Consider the following 14374-nt stretch of genomic DNA (forward strand, 5'->3'; position numbering starts at 1 on the left):
CCTCCTTACCAATTCACTCGAAGTCGGTATCCTTGACCTCGCACCGTATGAATGGCATCTACAATGCCAATCTCTTGCAGTCGTTTTCGTACACGGTTGACGTTTACAGAAAGCGTATTGTCATCCACAAAATCAACCTCATCCCAAAGTGATTCCAACAAATCATCTCGGCTAACGATTTGGTCAGGTTGGGCAATGAGTTTTGCAAATAGGAGGAATTCTTTTTTGGAGAGTTCAATTCGTGATTGCTTAAATTCAATTTCGTTTTTGTTAGGGTAGATAATCAGCCCATTGATTTCTTTTTGCTCGGAGTCTGTATTGTTCGCGTATTCTCCGTACGTACGTCGTAACGCACTTTTGATTTTGGCGGTTACAACGTCCAAATGAAAAGGCTTTGTAATGTAATCATCGCCACCATGCTCAATGGCCAATACTTGGTTCATTTCATCGGTACGAGCTGAGATGAAAATAACCGGTGCATTAGAAAAAGTTCTAATTTGGCGGCACCAATGAAAGCCGTCGAAATAGGGTAAATTAATATCTAACAAAATTAGGTCGGGATTGTGTTCAATCACTTCAGCTTTAACATCATCAAACTGGTTTGTATAGCTCACGTGATAACCGTAACGTCCGAGATGTTGACCGAGTAACGTTGCGATTTGCTGATCGTCTTCAACAATATAGATTGAGTACATGTGTAGTCTCTCCTTTGCTTGTTCGTATCATAACAAAAGAAATCAGTTTGTTGATAGTCTTCACAGAAAAGATCCGCATTTTCACTAGGGCAAACGCAAAGGCAAACATGCTCTTGCCTGTATACACTGTAAGGAATAACAGGAGGTGAAAATGGATGGTTAGACCTAATCCTTTTCAAAATAGTCGTTATTGTGAGAATGGCATTGAGATTAACAACAACCTAATTAACGGGCCAGGAGTAGTAGGTGGAGGCGTCGTTCCAACATCGCCAACCGTTCCTACACTTCCAGGGGATTTGGACTTCGGAATTTTTAACAGCCCGACTGTCGATAGTTCAACACCGCCTTTAGCAGTCCCGTTAGCGACTAACGTACAACTCGTTGGTACTGCAATTACTCATACACCTGGTGAGGCAGCAATTAATTTAGTTGAGCCTGGAACGTATACAATTTCTTATAATGCAGAAGCCGCACCACTAACTGTAGGTGGACCTGTTGGATTACTTCTTCGTCAAGATCAAGTTGATTTAGTGGAGTCTGCTGATACGGGTGTTGGAGCGACATTTTTATCAGGTGCAGCAACTGTAGCGGTGACAACCGTTCCTGCTGTCATTACGCTTTCTTCTTCTCAAGCTTCAACACTCACAGATGTGAATGTAACCGTTATTAAAACAGCGTAATCAACAAGAAGATTAAGACCCCCTTACACGTAAGGGGGTCTTAATTGAATAGTTATAGTCCGAATACGATTGGCATCCACCAGTAGACGGCAGCGGTAATAATGATAATTGATGCTAAATTCAGCCATACTCCGGCTTTCGCCATATCATCAATACGCAAGTATCCTGCGCTGAAGACGGCGGTGTTTGGCGGTGTTGCAACCGGAAGCATATAGCAAGAGCCAGCAGCAAGTGCAGCCGCCGCCATGAGTGGTAACGGATCAATGCCTAGCGCAATTCCCATTCCTAGAGTCAGTGGAATAACGAGATTGGCTACGGCAGTGTTTGATAGAATCTCTGTAATTGCAAGGACAATTAGACGAGCAAGAGAATGATGAAGAAGAAGTGTAATCCTTCAAGCATTTGCAGAATTTCACCAATATGATCATTCAATCCTGAAGACGAGAATCCGGCAGCAATGGCCATACCCCCACCAAAGAGAATTAATACGCCCCAAGGCAAGCGAGTCATATCTTGCCATTCTAGAATTCGTTCACCCTTCTTAGAGCTTGGGATGAAGAACAAGAGAAGAGCACCAAAGACCGCAATTGCACCGTCATGGATAAAGTCTCCTAGGTCTCCAATGAACGGAATTGAAATCCAAAGTATGACGGTTAAACCGAATGCAAACGAAACCATTGCTTCGTTGTAGTTAAACTTTCCGAGTTTTGCTTTTTCTTCTTTAATAAAATCTAAATTTCCTGTATCGCCTTCCTCATCATTATTCGTAATTTTAAATGCCATACGAGTAAGGTAGAAATATAAAACGACGAGCATTAGAATTGCGACTGGCCCTGCGAACATGAACCATTCGACGAATGTTACTGTACGTCCGAGTTGTTCGTAAGCAATACCGGCAAGTACGGCGTTTGGTACCGCAGCAACGATCGTTGCAAGACCACCGATGGTCGCAGCATAAGCGACAGATAACAAGATACTCTTCGAGAAGTGCTGTAAATTGTCACCCGTTAATATGTTCTTTTCTTTCACTTCTTTAATTAAGGCAATCGCTACAGGTAGCATCATAAGCGCTGTTGCAGCATAGATACGAACATCGAGATAGCAGCAGTAGAAATAATAATACCGAGAATAATCCGTTGACTTTCAGAGCCAATCATCTGAATAATACTTAACGCAATCCGACGGTGCAAGTTCCATTTTTCAATGGCGATCGCGATGACGAAACCACCTGCGTACATAAAGATCACAGGGTTTGCGTAAGCCGAGGCGATGGTTCCCATCTCAGCCCCTTGTAAGACTGGAATTAATACTATTGGAACGAGTGATGCGGCAGCCATAGGAATGGATTCAGTAACCCAAAATGTTGCAACGAGTAGCGTTACCGCCAGAACGACTCGCGGTTCGTGACCCATCACGCTATCTGGTATGAGAAAATACGTAAGTAAAAAAAGCACAGGACCTAGTATGAGTCCGAGTTTATTACGGCGATTGTAACTAGATTCTGGTTGTTTTTCTGGTTCAATCATTACCTCATGCACCTCTTTCGATCATATCTTTAACACGTGCTATACTGAAGTATGCACACACTGTTGAAACGTTTTCAACAGATAGTAATTTGAGCATGAATGTATAATACGGTAAAAAACGACGTAAAGCAACAAGATTTTTGAAAATTAAATGAGGAGGTTGTCATGAAACCAGATGTAAGCACGGTAGAAGAAGCGAAAGAGCTACTGATAGAGCATCGACAATTTTTTATAGCGGTGTGACGAAACCGATTGATTTTCGGATCGAACAGCTAAAAAAACTAAAAACAATGATTCAAAATCAAGAGCAAGAAATCTATGAAGCCTTAGAACTTGACCTCGGGAAAAGTCAGTTTGAGACTTATACAACAGAAATTGGTATCGTTCTGACGAACATCGATGAAGCAATTAAACAGTTACCGAAGTGGGCAAAACCAGAGAAAGTAAAGACGCCAACGTTCATGCAACCTTCTAAAAATTACATGCTCTATGAACCATACGGAACGGCATTAATTATTGGTCCGTTTAACTATCCTTTCCAATTACTAATTGAACCGCTAATTGGCGCAATTGCTGCCGGAAACTGCGCTATTTTGAAGCCGTCTGAACATACTCCAGAGACGAGTAAGCTCGTTAAAAGCTTTTGTGAAAAATATTCTTTAAAGAATACATCCGCGTCGTTGAGGGGGAAGTTGAGACGAATGCAGCTTTAATTCATGCGCCCTTTGACTACATTTTCTTTACTGGAAGTACAAAGGTCGGCAAAGTCGTTATGGAGGCCGCTGCAAAAAATCTCGTACCAGTCACACTTGAGCTTGGTGGCAAAAGCCCAACGCTCGTTCATAAGGACGCGAACATTAAAAGAGCGGCAGAACGCATTGTCTGGGGCAAGTTTCTAAACAATGGACAAACATGTATTGCGCCAGATCATATTATCGTTCATGCAGACGTGAAAGATTCATTGATTACAGCGATGAAGAAGAAGATTGAACAGTTTTATGGAAAAGACATTCAGCACAACCGTGATTACGGAAGGGTTATTAACGAAGGACATTTTAAACGATTGCAAGAAATAATCGCCAAAGATGAAGATCATCTTATTTACGGTGGTCATCATGACGTAGAAGACCGTTTTATTGAACCGACCTTACTCGATCTACCAAACCGTAATGTGGCATCAATGGAAGAGGAGATCTTCGGTCCGATTTTGCCAATATTGACGTATGAAGATTTAGATGTAGCAATCTCGGATATTAAGAGACAGCCGAAGCCTCTTGCGTTTTACTTCTTCTCGGAGGACAGTGAGCTTCAGGACCAAGTAATGGAAGACATCTCATTTGGGGGAGGTTGTGTGAACGATACGATTATGCACGTGGCAAATCCTCATCTGCCTTTTGGAGGGTCGGTGCTTCTGGTATGGGGAGTTATCATGGTGTCTACAGCTTTGAGACATTCTCTCATAAAAAGAGCATTACAAATCGAAGTTCCAAAGTAAAAGTATCATTTATGTATCCGCCATTTAAAAACAAAATTAACCTCGTCAAGAAATTTCTAAAATGAGGGTGCGCGACTTGGAGAACACGTACTTCATAACTGGTTATCCAGGGTTCTTATCGGGGCAATTATTAGATGAAATTGTTGCAACGAACAACGTGCATAAGCTTTATTTGCTTGTGCACCCGAGTATGTTGCAAAAAGCGAAGCAACAATTTGTGATCGACGGGTTGTTTCAGAATCAGTGGGTGCTCATTCCTGGCGATATTACACAAGAGGGGCTCGGGTTGAGCCAGGAGCTTCAATACAATTTACAACGGTCTGTTACGCACGTCTTTCATCTTGCTGCCATATACGATCTTTCAGTAAAAGAAAAAATGGCGCATAAGGTTAATGTTGTGGGTACACGTAATGTGAATCAGTTTGTTGAAGGAATTCGCTCTCTGAAGCGGTATACGTACTTTAGTACAGCATTCGTATCAGGTGATCGAGAAGGTGTGATTTATGAAACGGAATTGATTCGCAATCAACAGTTCAAAAATCACTATGAACGATCTAAATATGAGGCTGAAGTGCTTGCTCTTGAGACGAGGCAGAACGTGCCAACGACAATTATTCGACCTGGTATTGTAAGGGGGCATTCCAAAACTGGGGCAACGACGAAGTTTGACGGAGTGTATTTTTACTTGAATATGTTGGAGCGGTTCAGGCAGCTTCGTTTTAGAAATGTTCCATTACTCGTGAAAGGCTCAGTGAACGGGAATTTCGTTCCAGTCACTACGTCGTGCGGGGCGCGGTGTTTTTAAGTCATCACGAAGAGGGTATTGGGAAAACGTATCACCTTACTGATCCTCATCCGTATACGATGGAGGAGGTTTACACGATGTTAAGTGAAGCTTACCTCGATAAGACGCCAAAGAAGGCGTTGCTCTCTCATTTTGCAGGGCGTTCGTTAAACCCTATGCTCGAAAGGTACTTACGAGTATCAAGTGAGGCTTTGGCGTATCACGCGATTCATGCAACGTATGACTCATCGCAAGCAGTGCGAGACCTCTCAGGTAGTGGCATCACTTGTCCAGACTTCAAAGAAACATTAGCACCGATGATCTCTTATTACACGAAACATCGGCAAGATCAACAAAAATACGTAACGTAAGCAGGGCGGATTTACGCCCTGCTTTTTGTAACGTATAAGGTGTCCTATACGTCTAAGTAGTAACGATGAAAGGAGGATGACGTATGGACGATAAAAAAGAACAGTTAATTGTCTTAATGAACCAGCTCGTGCAACGTTCAGAAGAGGATCCGGCGATGAGTCTCGACGAAGCTCACGTTTACATACAGAATCAATTAACAAAAGCGTGGCCAGAATTAAAGGGAACAAATGTCTAGAACGTTTCGTTTAGTTGCGCCTTTAGCTGGTGTGATCATTTTGACTTTTGTCAGCTCGACGATGTCGTATGAGCAACAAGATATTCGATCGGTACTCTCGCAATTCCCGGGAAGTGAATTTTTGGAGACGTTGTTCTCGTCGGTTGCATTTACATATGGAGGTCGCTTAATTAGTGTAGACAACCTCGGCCTCGTCACGTTTATTGAGTTCTTTATTAGAAAAGGAATGCACATCTTTGTATTTGGATTGCTCGCTTTTTTACTATTTCGATTGTTATATGGATTTAATGTAAATGCGTTCCGGTCAAGTCTTTTTAGCTTTTTGTTCGTTGTCGGTTTTGCGGTTATTGATGAAGTGCGTCAGTTTTTTCATCCTGATCGAAGTGGAATGTGGCAAGATGTCATGTTGGATAGTTTTGGAGCAATGTTAGGGATCGTTTTTGCTTTGTGGTTTTATAAACGGAAGGAATGAATGGGTCAGCCTATCCTTGAATAAACTGGAAGAAAATTTGTTCTGAAAGAGTGATGATTGTGAATGTTTCGGAAGGAATTGATCAGTTAATTCAAACGGTACGTGCCGATCAATCGGAGGACGGCTCTTGGAGGTATCCGCTAGAGTCAGGTACGTTCACTGATGCGTACATGATTATTTTGCTCAGAACGCTTGAGCGAGATGACGAGGCATTAATTCGAGGGCTTACAAACCGTCTCATTAAGAAGCAGGAACCGAACGGAGCTTGGAAGCTCTTTGCGGACGACAATACGGGGAATGTGACTAATACAGTCGAAGCCTATTATGCATTGCTTTATTCGGGCTATTATCGTGAAGACGATGAGCGGATGAAGAGGGCTCGACAATTCATTATGAAAAGTGGAGGAATCCAAAAGACGGCGTTTTTAACGAAGATCGTCTTGACGTTGACGGGACAATACAAGTGGCCGTCTTTTTTTCCGTTTCCAATTGAACTGATTTTAGTTCCGGACTTTTTCCCGATTAATTTGTACAGTATGAGTGTGTATGGAAGGGCGCATGTTGTTCCGTTGATATTGGCTGCGGATCAGAAGTTGCAAGTGAAAACGGCTCAAAGTCCGGATTTGTCGGATTTATTCGCTTCTCGTGGAGAGGAAGATTGGCCAGAAGCTAACGAGTGGGAGCGAATGCATGCGTCGATCGTGCAACGAGTGAAACGTCTCATTCGTACGCCACAGGAGCTGCATCTGCTTGCGCGAAGTCGGGCGAAGTTGTACATGACAAATGGGATCGAAGAAGACGGTACATTGTTTAGTTACTTTACGTCAACGATGTTTATGATTTTTGGTTTGTTGGCACTTGGACATCCAAAAGACGATCCGATCATTGAAGACGCGTTAGAAGGATTGTACGGATTTCAGACGACGATTGATGGTCACCCTCATTTTCAATTCACGACTGCGACGGTTTGGAATACGGCATTGCTTAGTTATGCGCTACAAGAAGCGGGAGTGCGTACGGACGATAGAATGATTGAACGGGCGAATGACTATCTACTTGACCGACAGCAGGAAGGTTACGGTGACTGGGCGATGCATAACAAGAAGGTGTTGCCTGGTGGTTGGGGGTTTTCAGACGTTAATACATTTCAACCAGATGTGGATGATACGACTGCTGCGCTTCGTGCACTTGCTAGGAACGCAAAGGAGAATCAAGACATCTTTGAATCTTGGAACCGTGGGGTAAGGTGGACAATTTCCATGCAAAACCATGACCACGGTTGGTCAGCGTTTGAAAAGAATACCGATAGTTGGCTACTGGCAATGCTTCCCATTCCTGAAAGCCGAGGAATACTCACTGATCCAAGCACACCTGATCTGACTGGACGAACGATGGAGCTACTCGGGAATTATACGGACGTGAAAGGCGGCGATATGATTCTTCGAAAAGCGGTAAAGTGGCTGGAGCGTGAGCAAGAAAAGGATGGGTCATTTAAAGGGCAGTGGGGTGTGAATTATCTTTATGGTACGTGGGCAGCTCTGACAGGGATGCAAGCGAGCGGGGTAGGGCGAGAAGATAAGACGGCAAAGAAAGCAATCGGTTGGTTAAAGGAGAAGCAAAACGGAGACGGCGGATTTGGGGAATCGTGTTTAAGTGATCGTTATAAGCGCTATACGCCACTCGATTCCAGCCATTTAACACAAACAGCTTGGGTACTCGATGCCCTCGTCGCCATGTATGACACACCGAATAAAACGATGTATGATGCTCTTCATTATGTCCTCGATCGCTTGGGAGATGGTCAGTGGCCAAGAAGTTACCCCGCAGGAAAGGGCCTAGCGGATCGGATTTATTTTCATTATCATAGTTACGAATACATTTACCCGCTACTCGCACTCGCGCACTACCGAAAGAAGTACGGGGACAGTCCCCCAGCGCTTTAAAGCAGTGGGGACTGTCCCCGGTAGAGCTAGAGTTGGTCGTTTGCCATCATGTGAAAGATGGGTGTGTCTAGTCTTGGTTGTTCACGTACGTCCGCGCTAATGCGTTCGGCATGGCGTTGACCTTCTGCAATCGCTGCTTGTTCGTCAATGGATTGAAGTTTTGAATCTTCGACAATGATCTTTCCATCAATCATTACGAACTCAACTTCACTACCATTTGCTGAATAGACGAGATTCGGTACGATATTGCGGATGGGCGACTCGATGGTCGGGAATAAGGCAGGTGTTTTTAGGTCAATCATGATCAAGTCGGCTTTCTTGCCTGCTGACAATGATCCTACTTCATGATCGAGTCCAATGGCTTTGGCGCTATCGACCGTAACGCTTCGCAACATTTTCCATGCAGGGAAGAGTGTTGGATCGGTATATTTGCATTTGTTGAGGATCGATGTGAGTTTCATTTCATTAAACATGTTATTGCAATTGTTGCCCGGTGCTTGGTCGCTTCCTAAAGCAAAACGTTGACTAACGTCTAAAAACTCTTTTGCTGGTGGAACAATGCCATCAATGATTCCGATGCTTCCAGAGCAAAGGATCATTGATGCACCGCTTTTTGCAACGGTCGCAACTTCCTCTTTAGTCGCTTCGGTCAAGTGCACGGCCATTAATGATTCATCTAACAGATTGAGTTCTTGTAAATAATCAATGCTTCGCTTTCCATAACGCTGAATCATTTGCGTAATTTCCCGATCGCCTTGTGCAACGTGCATATGTACGAGCGTATTGTGCTTTCTCGCATATTCGTTCACATCTAATAAAAGTTCCGTAGACATCATATCTGGACCTTGTGGACCGAGCACACATGTAATTCGTCCGTTGTCACGCTCGTGATACGTTTCAAAAAGCGTTCGATTCGCTTGATAAGTCTCTTCTCCAACCGCTGGGTCGAAGTCGTAGAGTGCGCCAACTTCCCGGTTATCATCGTATTGTTCAGGCATCTCATTAATCATTTCGCACACTCGTGCTCTTGTGCCGAGTGCACGATGGTTTTCTACGATTGAAAGCATGCCAGAATCGTAATCACAAATCGTTGTCGTCCCAGCTTTGACAGCTTCGATTAAATTTACGAGTGAGCCAGCTTTTCGTGCGGGTTCATCAAGAACGTGCATAAAAGGCCACAGACCTTTTTCCATCCAGTTGTTCGTATCTTGAGCAACGCCTCGTAAAATTCCAAGACCACTATGCATGTGTGCGTCAATAAGCCCAGGTAAAATGACTTTGCCCGCTGCATCAATGGTGCGATGTGCACGGTAATTGTTCATTAGCTCAGAACTCATACCGACAGCGACAATGAGATGGTCGTGCACACAAATGGCACCGTCAGAAATTGAACCAACCCCTTCACCTTCCATCGTAAAAATCGTTGCGTGCACGAACATCACATCAATTGTACGCATGTAATCACCCTTTTTTATTTCAGTATAACGGAAAAATATCTGATAAAATATAACATTCCTTCTATTTAAATTGTGTTTGGTGCAATATAAAGCAACCGATCTCTTGCATCAGTCCGGCTTATGTCTTATACACAAAAAAGGGCTAACCACGTGGTTAGCCCTTTACTTATCTACCTTATATATGTACAATAAAAAGTGATGTCATAAGTTGATGATAAACAAATCATATTTATCTAATCTAATTATATCAACTTTACAAGTGAGCTGTCAAGAATGAATTTGAGGGGTGTCTAGATGAGCGAAAAAGCCTATGAACAACAGCGATTGCAAGAGGTGTTACAGACCATAGACGAAAAGGTTGCCGCACGAATCGAAGGAGCGGGAATGACCAAAGAGGAAGTCATCGAACTTCGTCGTACGTTTTGGGATGACGTAACCATTAATCTAGATGAACCAGACGATGTGATTGAGACCGAAGCAAGTATTCGCCAACAAGCCGAACTTCTTAGTCAGCAAGAACGTTTTCATCAAGTGCTAACTAAACAGCTAGCGACATACGAACGCATGAAAGACTCCCCGTACTTTGGTAAGTTGAACTTCGTTGAAGACGGCGAACGTGCTGAAGAAGAGATTTATATTGGATTGTCTTCTTTACAGGATCGTGATGACGACGACTTTCTCGTTTATGATTGGCGAGCGCCGATTTCAAGCATGTATTACGATTATGCTCCTGGAGAAGCTCGTTATGAAACGGATGATGAAGTCGTAACGGGTCAGATGAAACGTAAGCGCCAGTTTATTATCCGCCAAGGTGAGTTATCAGGGATGTTTGATACGGGGCTCACAATCGGTGATCAATTGCTTCAACACTTATTAAGCCAAGCGTCGAGTAACGAAATGAAAAGCATTGTAACGACGATCCAAAAAGAACAAAACGCCATTATTAGAAACGAACGAGCACGTATGCTAATCGTACAAGGGGCTGCTGGTAGTGGAAAAACATCCGCCGCGATGCAGCGAGTTGCCTATCTACTGTATACGTATCGAAATACGTTTGATAGTGGAAATATGCTGTTGCTTTCACCGAACCCTTTGTTCAATCAATACGTATCAGGCGTGCTCCCTGAACTGGGTGAAGAGAACTTAAAGCAGACGACGTTTCAACATCACATTTCTCGGCGGTTGCCAGAAGGGTGGATGCTTGAAAGCCCGTACGGACAAATTGAACGGCAGCTAGCCAGCGAACAGTTAGAGGAAGATCTCTCATTGTCTGATCAAGATTTACCGGTTCGCCTTGACCGCTACATTGACCGCCTAAAGGAAGACGGTATGACGTTTTATTCCATTATGTACCGGAATCAAGTATGGAAATCTGCTGAAGAATTGGCGAGACGTTTTTATGATTTTGATGAGACAATTAGTATTGAAAATCGCATAGAAATTATGTCTGGTGAATTGGTCGCAGGTCTACAACAATTAGAGAAAAAGCAGCTGCATGAAGACTGGGTAACGGATGCGATGGAAGACCAGCCGCGTGAACTGTATGCGTTAGCTTCTCGAAAAGTAATGCAAAAGCAAGATGAAAAAGAAACATACAATAGTCATGTTCAAGAAGATCGACTCGTGCGTAAATATGTTGTTCGACAAACAATTAAGCCGTTAAAAGCACAAATTGAAAAGCATGAATTTGTCGATGTGGAACAATTATACGAGAACTTCACAAATCGAATCGTAAATCAGCATTTACGTTTTGAAGATGCTGCTCCGTTCTTTTATTTAAATGACCAAGTGAAAGGTCGTCCGGACACAGCGGACATTCGTTTCTTATTTATTGATGAAGCGCAAGATTACACGAGCATGCACATTCGCTATTTAGAGAATCTGTTTCCAAGAGCACGGTTCACATTGCTTGGGGATGTTGAGCAAGCGGTCCATCAACATACAGCAGAAGGCCAATCGATTTTGACACTGGCTGATGATGAAGATCGTCACGTAGAGCGAATTACATTAAAACAAAGTTATCGTTCAACCGCTCGCATCATGAACTTTGCGAAAGAGATGCTTCCAAAGGATCCAGAGATGATCCCGTTCCAACGTGAAGGGGACTTACCGGTCATTCGTAGCTTTGCCTCTAATGAAGTGATGCAACAGGCGATGCTTGACAAGGCGAGTGGATGGCAAGGAGATGGCAAGCTTGCGATTCTGACGAAAACGATGGCAGAGGCAAATATTCTGGCACATGCATGTCATGAGTATGCGCAGTTAATTACAGAAACGACCGACCGTTTCAAAAAACAAGTCCTCATCGCTCCGTCATACCTTGCCAAAGGGATTGAGTTTGATGAGGTGATTATGTATGGTGTTGACGATGAAACGTATCAAACGAAAAACGACTATCATTTGCTTTATACAGGCTGTACGAGAGCGATGCACCAGTTAGAATGGTTTGTTGTAGGTCAACCAGAACAGGTGTTGCAGTCGATTGACACTGATTTATACAAATGGATTGATGGTTGATGAAAAGAAAGGTGCCCCATCCTTTAGTGGATCGGGGTATTTTTACGTGTGGATTTCAATCGTTGTTCCGTCAAAAATCCGAACATTTAACTTCAGATTCTTATTTTATTTCGTTATAGCAAACAATTTCCAACTTAAATATGATTTCTTCACTAAGATGGATCGGTAGGATTTAGGGGGGGAATGTAAGTATATTGCTATAAATTGTTCAAATAAGGGTTATATGTAAATGTTTATGCTTAGAATTGTCGAACATTACGAATAAATCTAGGATAATCTTTATTTTATGTCGAAAATCATGTAATGTAGGTTTAGTGCCTTGATGTTCATGTTTTTAACATATTTTGAATGAATTGAAGGTGAGAAAATGATTGAATTTAAAAACGTCTCGAAAACGTATGATGATGGTTTTAAGGCGTTAAAGAATATAAATCTTCATATTGAAGAAGGGGAACTCGTTGCACTAATTGGACCGTCTGGATGCGGGAAGACAACTACAATGCGAATGATTAATCGCTTAATTGACCCGAGCGAAGGGGAAATTCTCGTAAACGGTGAGAACATTAAGAAAAAAAACCCTGTTCAGTTAAGAAGAGATAGTGGTTATGTAATTCAGCAAATTGGTTTATTGCCTCATATGACAATTGAAGACAACATTACGATTGTTCCTAAACTTAAAAAATGGGACAAAGAACGTTACTCAAAACGAGTCGATGAGCTACTCAATCTCGTTGGACTAGATCCGAAAACGTTTCGAAAGCGATACCCATCTGAGCTTTCTGGTGGGCAACAGCAACGGATTGGTGTTATTCGCGGCTTAGCAGCGGATCCGCCAATTATTCTAATGGATGAACCGTTTAGTGCCTTGATCCAATTAGTCGAGAGCAATTGCAAGACGAACTCGTGAAATTACAAGATGAAATCAATAAGACAATCGTGTTTGTAACGCATGACATGGACGAGGCAATCAAGATTGCAAACCGTATTGTCATTATGCGTGATGGGGAAATTGTTCAGGTGGATACACCTGATCGTATTTTGCGTCACCCAAAAAATGATTTCGTGCGTGATTTTATTGGGGCAGAACGTCTAAACAAAAACGCCGGTCAACCTGTGGCGAGGAATTTGATGACCAAGGATGTCGCGATGGTTCGTGGGAACCGAGGGCTTGCTGAAGCGTTTAACTATATGAAGAAAAGTCATGTGGATCAACTCTTTGTACGCAACAAAGAAGGTCAACTCGAAGGCTTATTACCCTCGAACAAGTGGACAAACACTTTGAAGATGATACAAAGATGGTACTCGATGTGATGACGACAGATATTAAAGAGATCGTTTCTCCTGACGTTACGTTGGCAGAAGTAGCTGCTAAATTTAACGGTGAAGATGTGTACACGTTACCTGTCGTGGATCGCGGTGAGCTCATCGGTGTGATTACGAGAACGAGCATGATCCGTGGTATTGCGGAATGGGAGCATCAAGGTGCAGGAGGTGACGCATAATGGAACTACTGACAGACATGTGGCAACTGTTCCAAGTTCGTCAAGGTGACGTATGGGATGCTTTGCAAGAGCACTTTTTCTTAGTATTCGTATCCATGTCTTTCGCGGTCCTAATTGCTGTACCGCTTGGTGTGTTGCTCACGAGCTTGAAGCGTCTATCTGAACCGATTATCGGAATTGCTGCAGTTGCACAAACGATTCCGAGTCTTGCCTTACTCGGGTTTATGCTCCCTGTACTCGGAATTGGGACGAACAACGCCATCTTTGCTTTAACCGTGTATGCGCTACTTCCAATTCTACGTAATACGTATACGGGAATTTTAGAAGTGGATAAAGCGACGGTAGATGCGGGTCGTGGTCTTGGGATGACTCGTGGTCAAATCTTAACGAAAATTCAGCTTCCCCTTGCCTTGCCAGTCATTATGGCCGGGATTAGAACATCAACGGTTATCGTAATCGGGGTCGCTACGCTTGCGACGTTTGTTGGAGCCGGTGGTCTTGGGGATATTATTATGCGCGGACTTGCGATGCAAAACAGCGCATTAACGTTGCTAGGAGCGATTCCAGCAGCTATTTTAGCGATTATTGCGGACTTCATTTTGAAGCGAATTGAAATATTAGCAACACCAAAAGGGTTAAAAAAATAGAATAAAAGGGGCAATGAATGATGAAAAAGTTCTTACCAGTTGCATTAGG

13 protein-coding genes and 2 pseudogenes are annotated in these 14374 nt (G+C 43.1%); 10 read left to right on the plus strand and 5 right to left on the minus strand.

Translation table 11 applies throughout. The features are described 5' to 3' along the window. Positions 1 to 5: 5 nt before the first annotated feature. Positions 6 to 695 carry a response regulator transcription factor gene (locus JCM19038_RS07405; RefSeq protein WP_042416206.1) on the minus strand — a complete coding sequence of 230 codons (690 nt, stop codon included), beginning with the start codon at positions 693 to 695 and terminating at the stop codon, positions 6 to 8. A 155-nt stretch (positions 696 to 850) separates the two neighbouring features. Between JCM19038_RS07405 and JCM19038_RS07410 the strand changes: the two genes are divergently transcribed. Beyond that, complete coding sequence (locus tag JCM19038_RS07410) at positions 851 to 1375, plus strand: hypothetical protein (RefSeq protein WP_042416208.1); 525 nt, start codon at positions 851 to 853, stop codon at positions 1373 to 1375. 52 nt (positions 1376 to 1427) lie between these two features. On the opposite strand, the gene JCM19038_RS24955 is transcribed toward JCM19038_RS07410, so the two are convergent. Genes JCM19038_RS24955 through JCM19038_RS24965 form a run of 3 tightly spaced genes read right to left on the minus strand, consistent with a single transcriptional unit; the run spans position 1428 to position 2901 of the window. Continuing rightward, complete coding sequence (locus tag JCM19038_RS24955; protein WP_307189988.1) at positions 1428 to 1766, minus strand: anion permease; 339 nt, start codon at positions 1764 to 1766, stop codon at positions 1428 to 1430. Beyond that, entirely contained in the window at positions 1730 to 2440 is a 711-nt protein-coding gene (locus JCM19038_RS24960) for an SLC13 family permease (protein WP_307189986.1), read from the minus strand. The genes JCM19038_RS24955 and JCM19038_RS24960 overlap by 37 nt, the downstream gene beginning before the upstream one ends. Continuing rightward, positions 2437 to 2901, minus strand: a complete 465-nt coding sequence (locus tag JCM19038_RS24965) for an SLC13 family permease (RefSeq protein WP_307189987.1) — start codon at positions 2899 to 2901, stop codon at positions 2437 to 2439. Before JCM19038_RS24965 ends, JCM19038_RS24960 begins: the two co-directional genes overlap by 4 nt. Before the next feature lie 224 nt (positions 2902 to 3125). On the opposite strand from JCM19038_RS24965, the pseudogene JCM19038_RS07420 reads away from it, so the two are divergent. The 6 genes and pseudogenes from JCM19038_RS07420 to JCM19038_RS07435 all read left to right on the plus strand — a co-directional run bounded on the left by JCM19038_RS07420 (position 3126) and on the right by JCM19038_RS07435 (position 8202). Next, a pseudogene (locus JCM19038_RS07420) lies at positions 3126 to 4461 on the plus strand (aldehyde dehydrogenase). Positions 4462 to 4472: 11 nt separating this feature from the next. After that, the gene (locus JCM19038_RS07425; protein WP_052361234.1) at positions 4473 to 5201 is read left to right on the plus strand and encodes an SDR family oxidoreductase; all 729 of its coding nucleotides are present in this window, start codon (positions 4473 to 4475) and stop codon (positions 5199 to 5201) included. Between the two features lie 77 nt (positions 5202 to 5278). Further along, positions 5279 to 5551, plus strand: coding sequence for a hypothetical protein (locus tag JCM19038_RS20580; RefSeq protein ID WP_152549360.1), 273 nt, complete (start codon positions 5279 to 5281; stop codon positions 5549 to 5551). 83 nt (positions 5552 to 5634) lie between these two features. Continuing rightward, positions 5635 to 5787, plus strand: coding sequence for a hypothetical protein (locus JCM19038_RS22705; protein ID WP_193745072.1), 153 nt, complete (start codon positions 5635 to 5637; stop codon positions 5785 to 5787). Continuing rightward, entirely contained in the window at positions 5780 to 6259 is a 480-nt protein-coding gene (locus JCM19038_RS07430) for a VanZ family protein (RefSeq protein ID WP_042416210.1), read from the plus strand. Before JCM19038_RS22705 ends, JCM19038_RS07430 begins: the two co-directional genes overlap by 8 nt. A gap of 53 nt (positions 6260 to 6312) precedes the next feature. Next, positions 6313 to 8202, plus strand: a complete 1890-nt coding sequence (locus tag JCM19038_RS07435; RefSeq protein ID WP_042416211.1) for a prenyltransferase/squalene oxidase repeat-containing protein — start codon at positions 6313 to 6315, stop codon at positions 8200 to 8202. Positions 8203 to 8228: 26 nt separating this feature from the next. Here JCM19038_RS07435 and JCM19038_RS07440 read toward each other — a convergent pair whose 3' ends face one another. Next, positions 8229 to 9659, minus strand: a complete 1431-nt coding sequence (locus JCM19038_RS07440; RefSeq protein ID WP_042416213.1) for an amidohydrolase family protein — start codon at positions 9657 to 9659, stop codon at positions 8229 to 8231. Between the two features lie 294 nt (positions 9660 to 9953). Here JCM19038_RS07440 and helD point away from each other — a divergent pair, with 294 nt between their 5' ends. From helD to JCM19038_RS07455, 3 genes and pseudogenes are all read left to right on the plus strand, one after another. Further along, the gene (gene helD, locus JCM19038_RS07445) at positions 9954 to 12176 is read left to right on the plus strand and encodes an RNA polymerase recycling motor HelD (RefSeq protein WP_042416214.1); all 2223 of its coding nucleotides are present in this window, start codon (positions 9954 to 9956) and stop codon (positions 12174 to 12176) included. Between the two features lie 367 nt (positions 12177 to 12543). After that, positions 12544 to 13678: pseudogene (locus tag JCM19038_RS24710) on the plus strand (betaine/proline/choline family ABC transporter ATP-binding protein). Continuing rightward, on the plus strand, positions 13678 to 14325 hold the full coding sequence (locus JCM19038_RS07455; protein ID WP_042416218.1) for an ABC transporter permease: 648 nt from the start codon (positions 13678 to 13680) through the stop codon (positions 14323 to 14325). The pseudogene JCM19038_RS24710 and the gene JCM19038_RS07455 overlap by 1 nt, the downstream one beginning before the upstream one ends. Positions 14326 to 14374 lie beyond the last annotated feature (49 nt).

The organism is Geomicrobium sp. JCM 19038 (genome assembly GCF_000698125.1).
In the GTDB taxonomy this organism is placed as follows: Bacteria; Bacillota; Bacilli; order Bacillales; family Marinococcaceae; genus Geomicrobium_A.

Excerpts from the sequence above, each read along its gene's own strand:
- JCM19038_RS07405 (WP_042416206.1), bottom strand. The coding sequence starts at position 695 with ATGTACTCAATCTATATTGTTGAAGACGATCAGCAAATCGCAACGTTA.
- JCM19038_RS07410 (WP_042416208.1), top strand. The coding sequence starts at position 851 with ATGGTTAGACCTAATCCTTTTCAAAATAGTCGTTATTGTGAGAATGGC.
- JCM19038_RS24960 (WP_307189986.1), bottom strand. The coding sequence starts at position 2,440 with ATGATGCTACCTGTAGCGATTGCCTTAATTAAAGAAGTGAAAGAAAAG.
- JCM19038_RS24965 (WP_307189987.1), bottom strand. The coding sequence starts at position 2,901 with ATGATTGAACCAGAAAAACAACCAGAATCTAGTTACAATCGCCGTAAT.
- JCM19038_RS20580 (WP_152549360.1), top strand. The coding sequence starts at position 5,279 with ATGTTAAGTGAAGCTTACCTCGATAAGACGCCAAAGAAGGCGTTGCTC.
- JCM19038_RS22705 (WP_193745072.1), top strand. The coding sequence starts at position 5,635 with ATGGACGATAAAAAAGAACAGTTAATTGTCTTAATGAACCAGCTCGTG.
- JCM19038_RS07430 (WP_042416210.1), top strand. The coding sequence starts at position 5,780 with ATGTCTAGAACGTTTCGTTTAGTTGCGCCTTTAGCTGGTGTGATCATT.
- JCM19038_RS07435 (WP_042416211.1), top strand. The coding sequence starts at position 6,313 with ATGATTGTGAATGTTTCGGAAGGAATTGATCAGTTAATTCAAACGGTA.
- JCM19038_RS07440 (WP_042416213.1), bottom strand. The coding sequence starts at position 9,659 with ATGCGTACAATTGATGTGATGTTCGTGCACGCAACGATTTTTACGATG.
- helD (WP_042416214.1), top strand. The coding sequence starts at position 9,954 with ATGAGCGAAAAAGCCTATGAACAACAGCGATTGCAAGAGGTGTTACAG.
- JCM19038_RS07455 (WP_042416218.1), top strand. The coding sequence starts at position 13,678 with ATGGAACTACTGACAGACATGTGGCAACTGTTCCAAGTTCGTCAAGGT.